The organism is Aeromonas sp. QDB63, from assembly GCF_027707425.1.
GTDB classification, from domain to species: domain Bacteria; phylum Pseudomonadota; class Gammaproteobacteria; order Enterobacterales; family Aeromonadaceae; genus Aeromonas; species Aeromonas caviae.
On sequence record NZ_JAPCIS010000005.1, the window covers coordinates 117,294 to 132,863 of the forward strand.

The window sequence follows — 15,570 nt, forward strand, 5'->3', positions numbered from 1 at the left end:
ATGTATTGTTAGTGGTTATTTTTCTTATCTAACTAAATATATAAAATAAGAAATAACACAATCATTACATTATCATTCCATGACTGTGTTTAGGGCGACCACAAGCGAAGCGGGACGACATTGGATGTTGAGCATAAGCGACAACAGACAAGGGCGAGCCCTATTATTCTTTTAATATCTTTTCTTTTATTCTTTTATTATATCTATTCTTTTACGACGCACATATCTGCGTCACCCCTACGCACACGGGTGCGTCACTACCTACGCAGACGTATGCGTTACCTAGTCTCGCACATGGGTGCGTTACCTAGTGAGTTTGTTCATTTCTAGTACAATAGCATTTTTAAATTCATTACAGATTTCATCGAATTTCTTTTGCTCCTCAATAAATTTATTCAATACAGAAGACTTTCTTTCTCCCAACAAAAACTGGCCAAGATTTAGTTGTTGCGTGGTTACTTTCTCAAATAATGGCAACAAACTCCTGTGATGTAGGTTAATCGTAGCATTTATTAATGCAATATAGTCTGCTGGTTTTTCCTTCATATTATCAATAGACTTATTTGTATCATCAGCGGTTGCTATCCCTTTAAATTGATAGCTTACTTTGACATAAATTTTCAGAAGAGTACTTGACCAACTTTCAAAGCTAATATAAAGATTTTCCAGCCTCTCAATATTTTCCTTTCTCTTCGCTTCTGCAACAGCCCTGTCGTGATTAATACTAGATACCCACACGGCAACCCCTGCCGTTATACATGCAGTTAATATAGCTACAGACCCAGTGATAACACTTCCAATATTATTGGCAATTGCTTCTTCTATAGTCATCAAGACACCTATTTATAACGTGTGATTAGGCGACCATCGAGATCGCCCTGATTTCTAGTAATCCAGAGGCCCATTCAATATCAACAAATTATTTTGGTAAACTATAGAGAGGTACTCTTTATTCCTACCTATAAATATAATTTCTCCAATGCCATTATTCAAAAACGCTTGAATAATGTTTGATTTCGCTGTGCTTTCATTTTGGGCTATCAATTCGAGATGTTTCAAATCAGGCCGTTCAGTCCCTCTCACTGCCCCCTTAATGTATCCTATCTCTTCTAATAATGTGTTCCAACCTTCTTGCTCAGAAACGTAATTAAATAGCGTTCTTAAGCGGTCATGACCACAAACATCTTCATATCCCTTTAGAAACTCCCCATCGGCACTATATATTTCAATTTTATTTGTTGGCATTTATTACCTCTTGTGTTGTGTTCCCTATCTCACATGAAACAGGGAGCCCCGAAGGACTCCAAGAGACTAATATATACTTATGTTGTGTGTCAACGAGTTTAAAAATTACAAATAAAATGAATTTAATATAATTAAAAACGCCTCTATCTATTATTTAATTCAATTTAATATAATTCTTGCATCGTTTGGCTTTAGGCAAAGTAACTGTGTTCTTTGTTGCTCATTAAGCATCTTCAACGATCCGAACGAACTCGACACCCTTATCAACAAACTCGCCCTGTTGGGCTTGCTTGATAAAGTCTCCTTTCTTTCCTTTAAACCCAATCAATTCAAATAGCTCTGTTGTTTTGGGATCGCCTTTTCCCGCACTTTTAATTGTATAACTTGTTTCATTATACTTAATTTCTGCCTCTACAGTTTTAGCTCTCGAACCACTAGATTTTCTAGGTTGCTTGTGTGCTGCTGGTGTGTTGCCTTGTAGGTCGCTCAAATCAACACCCAATGCCTTCATTTTGGCTTTAATCTCTTCGATGCCTGCTGCTTTCTCTTGCTCTCTCCGCTCTTGAACCAACGAAGTCACACGCTCAACAACACCATCCAGATCAAAGACGTCCAGATCTGCTAAAGCCTGACGCAAAACGTCACGGGACAAGAGTGCTTTTGAAACAACACTAATGTTTACGTTTCTTTCCAATTGTTGTGTGTTCAATTTAGAGTCTCCGAAAATAAAAAAATTCAACTTCAACATTAATTCATAAGTTCATAAAAAAATCAACAGGGCAATTAAAAATTAAAAATTAAAATAATTATTCTCTATCTATGTTGATATGCTTTGAACATTGCTTTTTAGGTTTGTGTGTTCGAGTGATGATCTGCCCCCGTGTATTCTCATAGGTACAAACAGTCTGATTGTTGATAACCTCTTGTTTTATAAGCCGATATTGTGAATATGCAGAGGCAAAGGCTACAGAACAGAATGTGAGAGATAACAAAATGCTGATTTTAGTTGTAGCTGACATGTTCCACCGCCTGTTTCAAAATATGAATCTGTGTTTGTGCTGTTGAGCCGTAGCGGTCAAAACTGATCGCCCCGACCCCATGCCCTAATAGTTGAGCCGCAACGTTCAATGAAACATCGTGTGCCCTAAGTTGTGTGGCGAAGCTATGACGGATTTCATGGTAGGTCTTAGCAACGGGCTTGTGCTGTATGAACCATTGCACAAAGGCTTTTGAGCATCCATCCACAGGGCTGTATTTGAACTCTGGGAACAATCGGCAATCGAGCCCCCTACCCTTCACGTAATCAAGGAAACCCGCTCTGATCAACTCAGAATGCACTGGCACAATCCTGGAAGCATTGGTTGTCTTGAGCTTCTGATCCGGTTTGGTGGCTTGAATCAAAATTGACCAAATACCATCAATCTTAACAATATCGGAGGTGTACAACTGCGCCAATTCATTGGCACGGCAACCAGTAAACAACCCTAACAGAATCATAAACTTATGGTGTTGTTGTTGCTTGTCAGCAAACTTAATTAGCTCTTGGGCCTCTTGTTTGCTATAGGCTGTGCGTGTTGTCTCTTGTTTGGCTCGCTTAATTTTTAACCCATCAAATATATTTGAGTGTTCATAGTGAGCCTGAATGTAATCAAACAACCCGGACAACTTACCTATAAATTTATTAATGGTGATATTAGATAGACCAGATGTGATCAGAGACTGTTTAAACTCAACAGCCTTGTGTTTTGTGCAGTCTTCTAAAGATTTGATGTTGGTATGGTTCACAAATCGTTCAATAGCGGAGCGTTGTGCCTTGCTTTCTTTTGTGCCCCAGAGGTGCGCATTCTCTACAAGGTAGGCATCAACGATAGAACTAAAACCATCATGTAAGGCTTTAGGCTCTGAGGGCGTCTTTGGAGATCCTGAAGGTCTCGGTGCCTCTGACACTATTGGTGTTGTTGTTGGTGTTTGAACACCAGAGACAACAAAACCATCATGTAAGGTTTTTGGCTCTTGCTGCTCCAGCAGTGAACCTCTTATGTTCATCGGCATAGCCGACAACTCTTGTTGTGCCGGGATGCCATCAGCTCCAACATTGAAATAGATCTGCATGGCACGTAACTGTGCCTCTTTCTTGTCGTATGTGTTGAGGCTCTTTCTCGTTACCTTACGAGTCCCATCAACTGCCCATGTTTTCTTGTAGTACCAAACACCATTAGAACGTCTTTCAAGGAACATAACTCACCTCTTGCATAGAGGAGGTACATACACCAAGAGCATTCATCTTACCCATGGCATATGTACCTCGCGACCATTCACAAGAGTTAAGTCGCTGATTTTAAAGGCTATAACGCATCAAGCCAGCTTGGTCTCCAGCTCGGCAATTTTGGCGGACCAGTAGGCCGGGCCGGTCTCGTGGATGTTGTTGCCCTGGGAGTCGACCGCCACGGTGACCGGCATGTCTTCCACCTCGAACTCGTAGATGGCCTCCATCCCCAGATCGGCAAAGGCCACCACGCGCGCCTTCTTGATGGCTTTCGCTACCAGATAGGCGGCGCCGCCCACCGCCATCAGGTAGACAGCCTGGTGCTGCTTGATGCTCTCGACCGTCTTGGGGCCGCGCTCGGACTTGCCGATCATGCCGATAAGGCCGGTTTCTCCCAGCATCATGTCGGTGAATTTGTCCATCCGGGTGGACGTGGTGGGGCCAGCCGGGCCGACCACCTCGTCACGCACCGCATCGACCGGGCCCACGTAATAGATGAAGCGGTTGGTGAAATCGACCCCTTCCGGCAGTCCTTCACCTTTTTTCAGCATGTCGGCGATGCGCTTGTGGGCGGCGTCGCGGCCGGTCAGGATCTTGCCGGAGAGCAGCACGGTATCACCGCTCTTCCAGCTGGCAAGCTCTGCCTTGGTGATGCCATCCACGTTGACCCGGCGCACATTGCCACCGGACTCACGGGTGATCTCCGGCCAGTCTTCCAGCCTGGGGGGTGTCAGCTCCGCCGGGCCGGAGCCATCGAGTTCGAAATGCACGTGACGGGTGGCGGCGCAGTTGGGGATCATCACCACGGGCTTGGAGGCGGCGTGGGTCGGTGCGGATTTCACCTTCACATCCAGCACCGTGGTCAGGCCGCCCAGCCCCTGGGCACCGATCCCGAGCTTATTGACCTTGTCATAGAGCTCGACCCTCAGCTTCTCTTCGGTGGTCTCGGGACCACGGGCAATCAGCTCCTGGATGTCTATGTGCTCCATCAGAGCTTCCTTGGCGAGCACCGCCGCCTTCTCGGCGGTGCCGCCGATGCCGATGCCGAGCATGCCGGGCGGGCACCAGCCAGCCCCCATGGTCGGCACCGTCTTGAGCACCCACTCCACGATGTCGTCGGAGGGATTGAGCATCACCATCTTCGATTTGTTTTCGGAGCCGCCGCCCTTGGCCGCGATACTCACTTCCACCTTGTTGCCCGGGATCATGTCGATGTGCACGACAGCGGGGGCATTGTCTTTGGTGTTCTTGCGGCTGCCGGCCGGATCCGCCAGCACGGAGGCGCGCAGCGGGTTGTCCGGATTGGTATAGGCGCGGCGGGTGCCCTCATCCACCATCTCCTGGACCGTCATGTCGCTGTCCCACTGTACCTGCATGCCGATCTTGACGAAGCAGGTGACGATACCGGTGTCCTGACAGAGCGGGCGATGACCTTCGGCAGACATGCGGGAGTTGATCAGAATCTGGGCCAGGGCATCTTTGGCGGCCGGGTTGATCTCGCGGTCATAGGCGGCCTTGGCGGCCTGCACGAAATCGAGGGGGTGGTAGAAGGAGATGTACTGCAGGGCGTCAGCAATGGAATCGATAAAGTCCTGTTTTCTAATGATGCTCATATCATCCTCACTGGTCCTTGTTATCGCTTGCGCGAGCAAGGGCTTCCATATGAGCCGGGCCTTCGGCAGGTGGCAAATGCACCTGGAGCCGGCAGACTGCGGCGTGTTTTTATAACGGTGTTTTTCTTAAAAATGCCGGCGGCCATGATACGCTTGACCACCCGAACCGGCTAGGGAGCCGGGCGCAAACTGTTGCCTATGTAACAAAAAATGAAACCAAGACTGCATATCCACCATTTCGACCCGCAGGCCTCGCTCCACACCTGGTTTGCCTGCCTGCAACACCAACCCTGGGCCATCCTGCTGGAATCCGCCGGCCCCCTGGGGGCTGACAACGGTTTTGACATCATCAGCGCCGATCCGCTTGCCACCCTGGAAACCCGGGGTACCAGCACCTGCCTCACCCAGGATAACCACCAGCACCATCATGACGGCGATCCCCTCGCCCTGCTCGCCAAGACCCAGCAAGCCCTGCTTGGGGAGCGCGTTGAGGATGACTCGGGATTGCCGTTTATCGGGGGAGCCCTGGGACTCTTTGGCTACGATCTGGGCCGACGATTCGAGCGTCTGCCCGCAGTGGCGCAACAGGACATCCAGGTGCCCGACATGGCGGTCGGGATCTACGACTGGGCGCTGCTGCGAAATGTCGCGACGGGACACTGGCAACTGGCCCACTGGGGTGATGAAGCCGGCCTCGCCCGCAGGCTCGACTGGCTGATGGCGCAGCGCGAACGACCCCCCCTCCCCCTTCGCCTGACCGGCCCCTGGCAGAGCAACATGACGCGGGCCGAATACGGAGACAAGTTTGCCCGTATCCAGGCCTATCTGGCGGCGGGGGATTGTTACCAGATCAACCTGACCCAGCGCTTCAGCGCCCCTTATCAGGGGGATGAATGGTCCGCCTATCTCGCCCTGAGCGCCGCCAACAAGGCGCCGTTCTCCGCCTTTGTCCGCCTGCCGCACAGCGCCATTCTGAGCCTCTCCCCGGAGCGTTTCCTGCTGCTCGACAAGCGCCATATCGAGACCAAGCCCATCAAGGGCACCCGGCCTCGCCACCCTGATCCCGCCCAGGATGCCAGGGTGGCCGAGTCGCTCGCCAGCGCCGACAAGGACAGATCGGAGAACCTGATGATCGTCGATCTGCTGCGCAACGACATCGGCCGGGTGAGCCGGCCGGGGTCGGTCACGGTCCCGCACCTCTTTGCCGTGGAATCCTTCCCGGCGGTGCATCATCTGGTTTCCACCATTCACGGAGAACTGGATGCGCGCTGGCAAGAAGTGGATCTGCTGCGGGCCTGCTTCCCCGGCGGCTCCATCACAGGGGCTCCCAAGATCCGGGCGATGGAGATCATCGAGGAGCTGGAACCGGTGCGGCGCAATGCCTACTGCGGCAGCATCGGTTATCTGAGTCAGCACGGAAGGATGGATACCAGCATCTGCATCCGTACCCTGATCGCCGAAGCCGGTCAGCTGCACTGCTGGGCGGGGGGCGGCATCATCGCCGACTCCGATCCCGACGCCGAATATCAGGAGACCTACGACAAGGTGGCCCGCATCCTGCCACTGCTCGATGCCCTTTGACCCCATCCGGCCCTGCGGGGCCGACACAAGGAGACCCATGGAGATGACGAGTGCCGAGCTGCTGACCCGCTTTTTGCTGCAGCGCCCCGCCCCCGCCCATCGCCTGGCACTGGCCGGGCTCAAACCTGCCGCCGTGTTGATCCCCCTGGTGGAGCGCCCCGAGGGCCTGCACCTGCTGCTGACGCGCCGCAGCGCCGCCCTGCGCCACCACCCGGGGCAGATCAGCTTTCCCGGCGGGCGCCAGGACCCGGAAGACCGGGACCTCATTCACACCGCGCTCAGGGAAACCGAGGAGGAGCTTGGCATTCCCCCCTCCCAGATCCGGATCATCGGCAGCCTCACCCCTCTCAATACCGTCTCACGCTACGATGTGCTGCCGGTCCTCGCCATGCTCGACCCAGGCTACGGGCTGACCCTGAGCCAGGACGAGGTGGCCCAGGCCTTCGAAGTCCCCCTCGCCCACGTGCTGGATCCGGGGCAGCACATAGCCCTGAGCCTGCCAAGGGCGGACGGACGTCACACCATCTATTGGATCCCTTGGGAGCAATCTTTCATCTGGGGGGCCACTGCCAGCATGATCCGCCAGCTTGCCCAACACATCTCGACATAACATTTCGACAACATGATGAGGTGGGAAATTATCCAGTTAACATTCAAATAACACTGCATTTGATAAATAAATTTTGATTTTTTATTCTTTTGATCACATTTCTACAAGAAAGTACGGGTTTTAGCCGCACAAAGGTGAATTTGATCAACATTTTTGATTAAAAAGAAAGTATTCTTGCGCCGACTAATTAAAACCACACATTCGGGGTGAGACACATGTCCAATACTGTCACTGGCGCACAGGATGTTGCAGCCGCACAGGAGCAAGGAATCAGCTCGGTCCAATCTCGCGGTTGGAGTAAACAAGACACCACCTGGGTGATCAGCCTGTTCGGTACCGCCGTCGGTGCAGGTATCCTGTTCCTGCCCATCAACGCCGGCATGGGTGGCTTCTGGCCGCTGGTAGTGATGGCGCTGCTGGTCGGCCCCATGACCTACCTGGCACACCGTGGTCTGGCGCGCTTCGTGCTCTCCTCCAAGCAGCCCAATGCCGACATCACCCAGGTGGTGGAAGAGCACTTCGGCGTGGGTGCCGGTAAATTGATCACCCTGCTCTACTTCTTTGCCATCTACCCCATCGTGCTGATCTACGGCGTGGGCATCACCAACACGGTGGAAAGCTTCCTGGTCAACCAGTTGCAGATGACGCCGCCCCCGCGCTGGATCCTCTCCATCGTGCTCATCATGGCCATGATGTCCGTGATGCTGGCTGGCGAGAAGCTGATGCTGAAAGTGACCGAGTTCCTGGTCTATCCGCTCATCGCCATTCTGGCGGGCATCTCCCTGTACCTGATCCCGGACTGGACCGGTGCGGCCCTGAATGAAATGCCGAGCACCAAGGATTTCGCCACCACCCTGTGGCTGACCATCCCGGTGCTGGTGTTCTCCTTCAACCACAGCCCGGCCATCTCCAGCTTCGCCCTGGCTCAGCGCCGTGATCACGGTGAGCATGCCGTCGCCAAGTCCGACGCCATCCTCAAGCGCACCGCCATCATTCTGCTGGGCTTCGTGATGTTCTTCGTCTTCTCCTGCGTGATGAGCCTGACGCCGGCCCAGCTGGCAGAAGCCAAGTCCCAGAACATCGCCGTGCTCTCCTACCTGGCCAACCAGCATGCGAGCCCCATCATCTCCTACTTCGGTCCGCTGGTTGCCTTCGTGGCCATCGTCTCCTCCTTCTTCGGCCACTATCTGGGTGCCCGTGAAGGTCTGAAAGGGATGATCGTCCAGAACATGCGCAGCTCCGGCAAGGCACCGAACCACAAGAAAGTGGAGCTGTTCATCATCGCCTTCTTCATCCTGACCCTGTGGGGCGTGGCCGTGATCAACCCCTCCATCCTCGGGATGATCGAATCCCTGGGTGGCCCCATCATCGCCACCATCCTGTTCCTCATGCCCATGTACGCCATCAAGCGCGTCCCGGCCATGGCGAAATACCAGGGTCAGATCAGCAACGTCTTCGTGGCGACCATGGGCCTTATCGCCATCTCCGCCATCCTTTATCAACTGGTCGGCTAAGCCTTCCTGCGATACCGTCGGGCCAGCATCTGGCCCGGCGCCTCCCACAGCCCGGCAGATCTCCTCTGCCGGGCTGAGTTCGTTGTGATCATAAGGTACTGGGCTCAGATGATCAGAGCCCCCTGCCCTCAAATCAGAGACAGCCCTTTCACCCACTCTCTTTCCCCTTGGTGACAGCTTGCCGCTCATATTCCTTCCCCAATGACACACGACCAAGACGTACTGTGTTATCCCGTCATCTGCTGCGCGCCATCGGCCTTGCCAGACAGAACACCAGAGCCCTTGTCCTTACCAGGAACGCCCGCTCTTCGGGGTTTAGCCCAGAGAGCCGACACCCCCACCCAATGGAGCCTTTCTTCAAGGTACTCAGGGAAAGTACCGGCTACAGGGCGCAGGCAAACCGCCGAGAGGGCCTTGACCGGGCTTCCCGTACAGCGTCCGAAGAGCAGATGACCCCTTCGGTCACCAGAGGGGATGTCACACGCCGCCATGCTGACAGCACAATCAGCCCGATATGCCCGGCGAATGCAGCGCCGGGCACGTTTGTACAGGGAATGGCTTGTTGGCGGTGGCGAGAACACGTAAGGCAGCCAACGGGCCCCTCCCGAGAAATCACACAGGGGGATCCGAGCACTGTCAGTGCCATGACACGGCGAGAAGGTGCAGGGCGCCTGACGCGCGCGCAAATAAAAAGCGCCCTCCGAAGAGGGCGCCTGTGCAGAGCGGAAAGTCTGAGGGGATCAAGCTTCGCGGCTGGGGACCGGGGCGGCATCCAGCAGGCTCTCATCCTCGGCCATGCAGGCCGCCGCAGTGAACAGCACGTCGGTGGAGCTGTTGAGGGCCGTTTCGGCGGAATCCTGCAACACCCCGATGATGAAGCCAACGGCCACCACCTGCATGGCGATGTCGTTGCTGATACCGAACAGGCTGCACGCCAGCGGGATCAGCAGCAGGGAGCCGCCCGCCACACCGGAAGCGCCACAGGCACTGATGGTGGCGACGACGGAGAGCAGAATGGCGGTTGCCATGTCCACTTCCATCCCCAGGGTATGCACCGCCGCCATGGAGAGCACGGTAATGGTGATGGCGGCGCCGGCCATGTTGATGGTGGCACCCAGCGGGATGGAGACCGCATAGGTGTCTTCCGGCAGGCGCAGCCTCTCGGCCAGGGCCATGTTGACCGGAATGTTGGCGGCGGAGCTGCGGGTGAAGAAGGCGGTCACACCGCTCTCTTTCAGGCAGGTCAGCACCAGGGGATAGGGGTTGCGCTTGATCTTCCAGAAGACGATGAGCGGATTGACCACGAAGGCGATGAACAGCATGCAGCCGATCAGTACCACCAGCAGCTGGGCATAGCCAAACAGCGCATCGAAGCCGGTTTCAGCCAGGGTGGAGGCAACCAGGCCCAGGATGCCGAGCGGAGCGCAACGGATCACGGCCTTGACGATGGCGGAAACCCCGTGAGACACATCGGAAATCAGTGATTTGGTGCTCTCATTGGCGTGACGCATGGCGATACCAAGGCCGATGGCCCAGGCCAGGATGCCGATATAGTTGGCTTCCAGCAGTGCTTTCACCGGGTTGGTCACCACGTTGAACAGCAGGGTCTGCAGCACTTCCGTGATGCCCCCCGGCGGCGTGATCTCGGTAGCGCCTGCCACCAGATGCAGGTTGGAGGGGAAGAGGAAGCTCGCCACCACTGCCACGGCAGCCGCCAGGAAGGTACCCAGCACATAGAGCAGCAGGATCGGTTTCATGTTGGTCTTCTGACCCTGCTTGTGGCCGATGATCGCCGACATCACCAGCACGAAGACCAGCAGCGGCGCCACGGCCTTCAGGGCACCGACGAACAGGCTGCCGAGCAGACCCGCCGCCTTGGCCCACTCGGGCATGAACATCGCAAGAAGGATACCGAATACCAGACCGACTAGGATCTGGCTAACCAGACTGGTGCTGTTGACCAGTCGAATGAGGGGGTGTTGTTGTGTCATCAAGTAGTCCCTGTGCACTCATGGTGCGTGAATCATTAGTCCTGTTGGCAACCAGCCCCGCGCATTGGCACCGGTCCGTTGACGGTGACGCCGTGGGCAGCTCTTCTGGTGGATCTGTCCCGTTCGCGTGGGGTTGCGGACAAGAATATCCCATCTGCCATGGTTTTTTTCCACATAATCACTGAAAAATATCAGGGTTACCTCACAAAAAATCTACAACAATGTGATAACACAATATCAACCACGGTCAAAATGTCACCAAACCAGTCCGATCATCGGCCACCACTGGGCCAGAAGTGATATGATGACGCCCTTTTTCAGGGAGCCTTGCCATGATCACCTCTTTATTGACCCGACACTTCGGCTTTGATCGCTTGCGGCCCGGGCAGGAAGCGGTGATCAGTCGTCTGCTGGCCGGCAAGAGCGCCGCAGCCATCTTCCCGACTGGCGCGGGGAAATCCCTCTGTTATCAATTGCCCGCCCTCGCACTGCCCCACCTGACCCTGGTCATCTCTCCCCTGCTGGCCCTGATGCACGATCAGCTCGCCTTTTTGCGCAGCAAGGGGATCGCCGCCGCCACTCTGGACTCCAGCCAGACAGCGGAAGAGAGCCGGCGCGTGATGCAGCAGGCCAGCGATGGCCAGCTCAAGATCCTGATGATTTCGGTGGAGCGCCTCAAAAATGAGCGCTTTCGCCGCTTCATCGCCCACATCCCCCTGTCACTGCTGGTGGTGGACGAGGCCCACTGCATCTCGGAGTGGGGCCACAACTTTCGCCCCGACTACCTCAAGCTGCCGGATCATCGCCGTGAACTGGCCATCCCCCAGGTGCTGTTGCTGACCGCCACCGCCACCCCGGCCGTCATGGCGGACATGCAGGCAAAATTTGCCATCGACCGGGACGATCTGGTGGTCACCGGTTTCTACAGACCCAATCTGGATCTGGCCGTCCTCCCGCTGGCCGGCAGTGCCCGCGATACCTGGCTGCGCGAGGAGCTGCACCGGGATCCGGCCGCCCCCACCATCGTCTACGTGACTCTGCAACACAGCGCAGAGCAGTGCGCCGCGCAGCTACAGGCCAGCGGCATCCGGGCATGCGCCTACCATGCGGGGCTCGATCCCGCCCTGCGCAGCCAGATCCAGCATGACTTCATGGCTGGCAGACTCGACTGCATCGTGGCCACCATCGCCTTTGGCATGGGCATCGACAAGGCCGACATTCGCCGGGTCATTCACTACGACCTGCCCAAGTCCATCGAGAACTACAGTCAGGAGATAGGCCGCGCCGGACGTGACGGGCTTCCCTCCCGCTGCACCGTGCTGGCGAGCCGCGCCCAGTTGCCGGTACTGGAAAACTTCGTCTATGGGGATACGCCGGACAGGGACGCCATCGCGCACTTGCTCGATATCGTGCGCCAGAGCGGCGCTGAGTGGGAATTCAGCCTGCTGCGCCTCTCCAACGAGACCAACATTCGCCAACTGCCCCTCAAGACCCTGCTGGTCTATCTGGAGATGGCGGGGGTCATTGCACCGGCCTACAGCTACTTTGCCGAGTACCGCTTCAGGTTCGTACTGGAAAAACAGGCGATCCTCGCTCGTTTCAATTCCGAACGCCGCCAGTTCCTGGAGCAGGTCTTTGCCTGCGCACCCCAGGCGCGCACCTGGTGCACCATGGACTTCGAAGCGCTGTGGCAGGGATACCAGGGGGAACGCCAGCGCGCCGCGACGGCGCTGGACTACCTGCAGCAGCAGGGTTGGATCGAGCTTGAAAGCAAGCAGATGACCGAGGTCTATCGGGTGCTGAGCCAGCAAATCGATACCGCGACCCTGGCCGAAGAGCTGCATGGATTGTTTGAAAAGAAAGAGCAGAGCGAACTGGCCCGCCTTCAGGCGCTGCTGGCCTTTTTCACCTCGACCACCTGCCTCAGCCATGAGCTTGCCCGCTATTTTGCCGACGACGCGGCCCCCGAGCGGTGCGGGCACTGTTCCGTCTGCCGGGGAGAGATCGCCGTGTTGCCGCCGCTTGCATCACCGGGCTTGCCCAACGAGCACGGTTTGCGCGCCTGGTGCGATCCGCTGATCGCCCTGTGCCATCAGCGCCATCCCAGGATCCTGACCCGTTTCCTGTGTGGCATCGCCACCCCGCTGACGACCCGTCTCAAGGCCAGGGATCTGGCCGGTTTTGGCCAGTTGGCGGACCATCCCTTCGCCGAGGTGCTGGCGGTGGTGTCAGCCCTCTATCCCGCCGAATCCTGAGCTTGCAGGTTTGGCGCCGTTCAGGCGCTGAAAAAATAAGACCCTCGCGGATGCGAGGGTCAAGCCAACGGAAACGTGCTTAAACAGAGCTTAGTATCTGCACAATCACCCACTCTCTTGCTAAAGCGATGACTGCTCGACACAGGGCCAATCTAGAGCAGCCAGAATGTAGCGTCAATGTAAAAATTAGAGCAAAAGCATCAAACAAATAACGTTACGTTAACGTAAGCGACACGTCTTTTTACCCTCTATTCCCTGCCGCCCTTGCCCTTGCTGGCACCGCCCCCTGACAAAACAGAGCGTCACCATTTTCTCCCTCTGGCACACAAAGATTTATTTTTTATGTCTTTGACATTTGCATCACTGTCGTGGCAAAAATAATTTAACAGTCAGTAACATAGGTATGTCACTTACTGCTTCTTCCCGCACGAGGATCGGGAAGCTCCCGCACAAACTTAAACCAATGATGGCGATGGATTACTGGGGGCTGTTGACTAGGCTTAAGAGGTAAACAGAACAAAAGTAGTGATCCACTCTTTTTCAGGGCAAGCGACTATAACGAGGGCTAAGTTATGGGCATCTTCGAGCACTATCAACAGCGGTATGAGAAGGCCAGAGAGGAGGAGTACAGCATCCAGGAGTTTCTGGATATGTGCAAACAGGACAAATCCTGCTACGCCTCTGCCGCCGAACGTCTGCTGACCGCCATCGGCGAGCCGGAAATGATCGACACCTCGACCAATCCACGTCTCAGCCGTCTCTTTTCCAACCGCGTCGTCGCACGTTATCCCGCTTTCAAAGACTTCTATGGCATGGAAGAAGCCATCGAACAGATTGTCTCCTATCTCAAACATTCCGCTCAGGGTCTGGAAGAGAAGAAACAGATCCTCTATCTGCTCGGACCGGTTGGCGGCGGTAAATCCTCGCTGGCAGAGAAACTCAAATCCCTGATGCAAAAAGTGCCCATCTATCGCATCAAGGGCTCACCAGTGAATGATCACCCCTTCTGCCTGTTTGACATCGACGAAGATGGCGAAATCCTCGAGAAGGAGTACGGCATCCCTCGCCGTTATCTGCGCCCCATCATGTCTCCCTGGGTCGCCAAGCGCCTTCACGAGTTTGGCGGCGACATCACCAAGTTCAAGGTGGAGAAGGTGAACCCCTCCATCCTCGATCAGATCGCCATCGCCAAAACCGAACCGGGGGACGACAACAACCAGGACATCTCCTCCCTGGTCGGCAAGGTCGATATCCGCATGCTGGAACACTTCGCCCAGGATGATGCCGATGCTTACTCCTACTCCGGTGCGCTATGCAAGGCAAACCAGGGGATGATGGAGTTCGTCGAGATGTTCAAGGCCCCCATCAAGGTGCTGCACCCGCTGCTGACGGCGACGCAAGAGGGGAACTACAACGGTACCGAAGGGCTCTCCGCCCTCCCCTTCGACGGCATCCTGCTGGCCCACTCCAACGAATCCGAGTGGCAGCAGTTCCGCAACAACAAGAACAACGAAGCCTTCCTCGACCGTGTTTACATCGTCAAGGTGCCCTACTGCCTGCGCGTCTCGGAAGAGGTGAAGATCTATGAAAAACTGCTGTTCAACAGCGAGCTGACCGAGGCCAAATGCGCACCGGGTACTCTGGAGTTGCTGGGCCAGTTCTCGGTGCTGTCGCGGCTCAAGGAGCCGGAAAACTCCAGCCTCTATTCCAAGATGCGAGTCTATGACGGCGAGAGTCTCAAAGACACGGATCCCAAAGCGAAAAGCTATCAGGAGTACCGGGATTATGCGGGGGTTGACGAGGGCATGAACGGCCTTTCCACCCGTTTCGCGTTCAAGATCCTCTCCCGTGTCTTCAACTTCGACCACGCGGAAGTGGCAGCCAACCCGGTGCACCTCTTCTATGTGCTGGAGCAGCAGATAGAGCGCGAGCAGTTCCCGCAAGAGCTGCACGATCGCTATCTGGAGTTCATCAAGGGTTACCTGACTCCGCGCTACGTCGAGTTCATCGGCAAGGAGATCCAGACCGCCTACCTCGAGTCGTATTCAGAGTACGGTCAGAACATCTTCGATCGCTACGTCACCTACGCCGACTTCTGGATCCAGGATCAGGAGTATCGTGACCCAGAAACCGGCCAGCTGTTTGACAGAGCGTCTCTCAACAGCGAGCTGGAGAAAATTGAAAAACCTGCCGGGATCAGCAACCCGAAAGATTTCCGCAACGAAATCGTCAACTTCGTGCTGCGTGCCCGGGCCAACAATGCAGGCCGTAACCCCAACTGGACCAGTTACGAGAAGCTGCGCACCGTGATCGAGAAGAAGATGTTCTCCAACACGGAAGAGCTGCTGCCGGTTATCTCCTTCAACAGCAAAACCTCGGCTGAGGAGCAGAAGAAGCACGATAACTTTGTCGAACGGATGATGGAGAAAGGCTACACACGTAAACAGGTGCGGCTGCTCTCCGAGTGGTATCTCAGGGTACGCAAGTCATCCTGA

11 protein-coding genes are annotated in these 15,570 nt (G+C 55.2%); 5 read left to right on the forward strand and 6 right to left on the reverse strand.

Annotation, left to right across the window (positions count from 1 at the left end; translation table 11 throughout):
• Positions 1–303: 303 nt before the first annotated feature.
• From PG879_RS05580 to PG879_RS05600, 5 genes are all read right to left on the reverse strand, one after another.
• On the reverse strand, positions 304–831 hold the full coding sequence (locus tag PG879_RS05580; RefSeq protein WP_223954099.1) for a hypothetical protein: 528 nt from the start codon (positions 829–831) through the stop codon (positions 304–306).
• 54 nt (positions 832–885) lie between these two features.
• Positions 886–1,245 (reverse strand): hypothetical protein, encoded by a 360-nt coding sequence (locus PG879_RS05585; RefSeq protein ID WP_223954098.1) that lies wholly within the window; start codon positions 1,243–1,245, stop codon positions 886–888.
• A 223-nt stretch (positions 1,246–1,468) separates the two neighbouring features.
• Entirely contained in the window at positions 1,469–1,993 is a 525-nt protein-coding gene (locus PG879_RS05590) for an H-NS family histone-like protein (protein ID WP_270829885.1), read from the reverse strand.
• Positions 1,994–2,247: 254 nt separating this feature from the next.
• Positions 2,248–3,483 carry a site-specific integrase gene (locus PG879_RS05595; RefSeq protein ID WP_270829886.1) on the reverse strand — a complete coding sequence of 412 codons (1,236 nt, stop codon included), beginning with the start codon at positions 3,481–3,483 and terminating at the stop codon, positions 2,248–2,250.
• 117 nt (positions 3,484–3,600) lie between these two features.
• Positions 3,601–5,124, reverse strand: coding sequence for a fumarate hydratase (locus PG879_RS05600; protein WP_010674897.1), 1,524 nt, complete (start codon positions 5,122–5,124; stop codon positions 3,601–3,603).
• A gap of 210 nt (positions 5,125–5,334) precedes the next feature.
• On the opposite strand from PG879_RS05600, the gene pabB reads away from it, so the two are divergent.
• The 3 genes from pabB (at position 5,335) to PG879_RS05615 (ending at position 8,829) form a co-directional block, all read left to right on the forward strand.
• Positions 5,335–6,705 (forward strand): aminodeoxychorismate synthase component I, encoded by a 1,371-nt coding sequence (gene pabB, locus PG879_RS05605; protein ID WP_010674898.1) that lies wholly within the window; start codon positions 5,335–5,337, stop codon positions 6,703–6,705.
• A 43-nt stretch (positions 6,706–6,748) separates the two neighbouring features.
• Complete coding sequence (locus PG879_RS05610; protein WP_029314598.1) at positions 6,749–7,315, forward strand: CoA pyrophosphatase; 567 nt, start codon at positions 6,749–6,751, stop codon at positions 7,313–7,315.
• A 215-nt stretch (positions 7,316–7,530) separates the two neighbouring features.
• Positions 7,531–8,829 carry a serine/threonine transporter gene (locus PG879_RS05615; protein ID WP_029314600.1) on the forward strand — a complete coding sequence of 433 codons (1,299 nt, stop codon included), beginning with the start codon at positions 7,531–7,533 and terminating at the stop codon, positions 8,827–8,829.
• 740 nt (positions 8,830–9,569) lie between these two features.
• Here PG879_RS05615 and sstT read toward each other — a convergent pair.
• Positions 9,570–10,820, reverse strand: a complete 1,251-nt coding sequence (gene sstT / locus PG879_RS05620; protein ID WP_010674901.1) for a serine/threonine transporter SstT — start codon at positions 10,818–10,820, stop codon at positions 9,570–9,572.
• 332 nt (positions 10,821–11,152) lie between these two features.
• On the opposite strand from sstT, the gene PG879_RS05625 reads away from it, so the two are divergent.
• A complete protein-coding gene (locus PG879_RS05625; RefSeq protein WP_114523010.1) occupies positions 11,153–13,075 on the forward strand; it encodes a RecQ family ATP-dependent DNA helicase in 1,923 nt (640 codons plus the stop codon).
• 572 nt (positions 13,076–13,647) lie between these two features.
• Positions 13,648–15,570, forward strand: coding sequence for a PrkA family serine protein kinase (locus tag PG879_RS05630; RefSeq protein WP_010674903.1), 1,923 nt, complete (start codon positions 13,648–13,650; stop codon positions 15,568–15,570).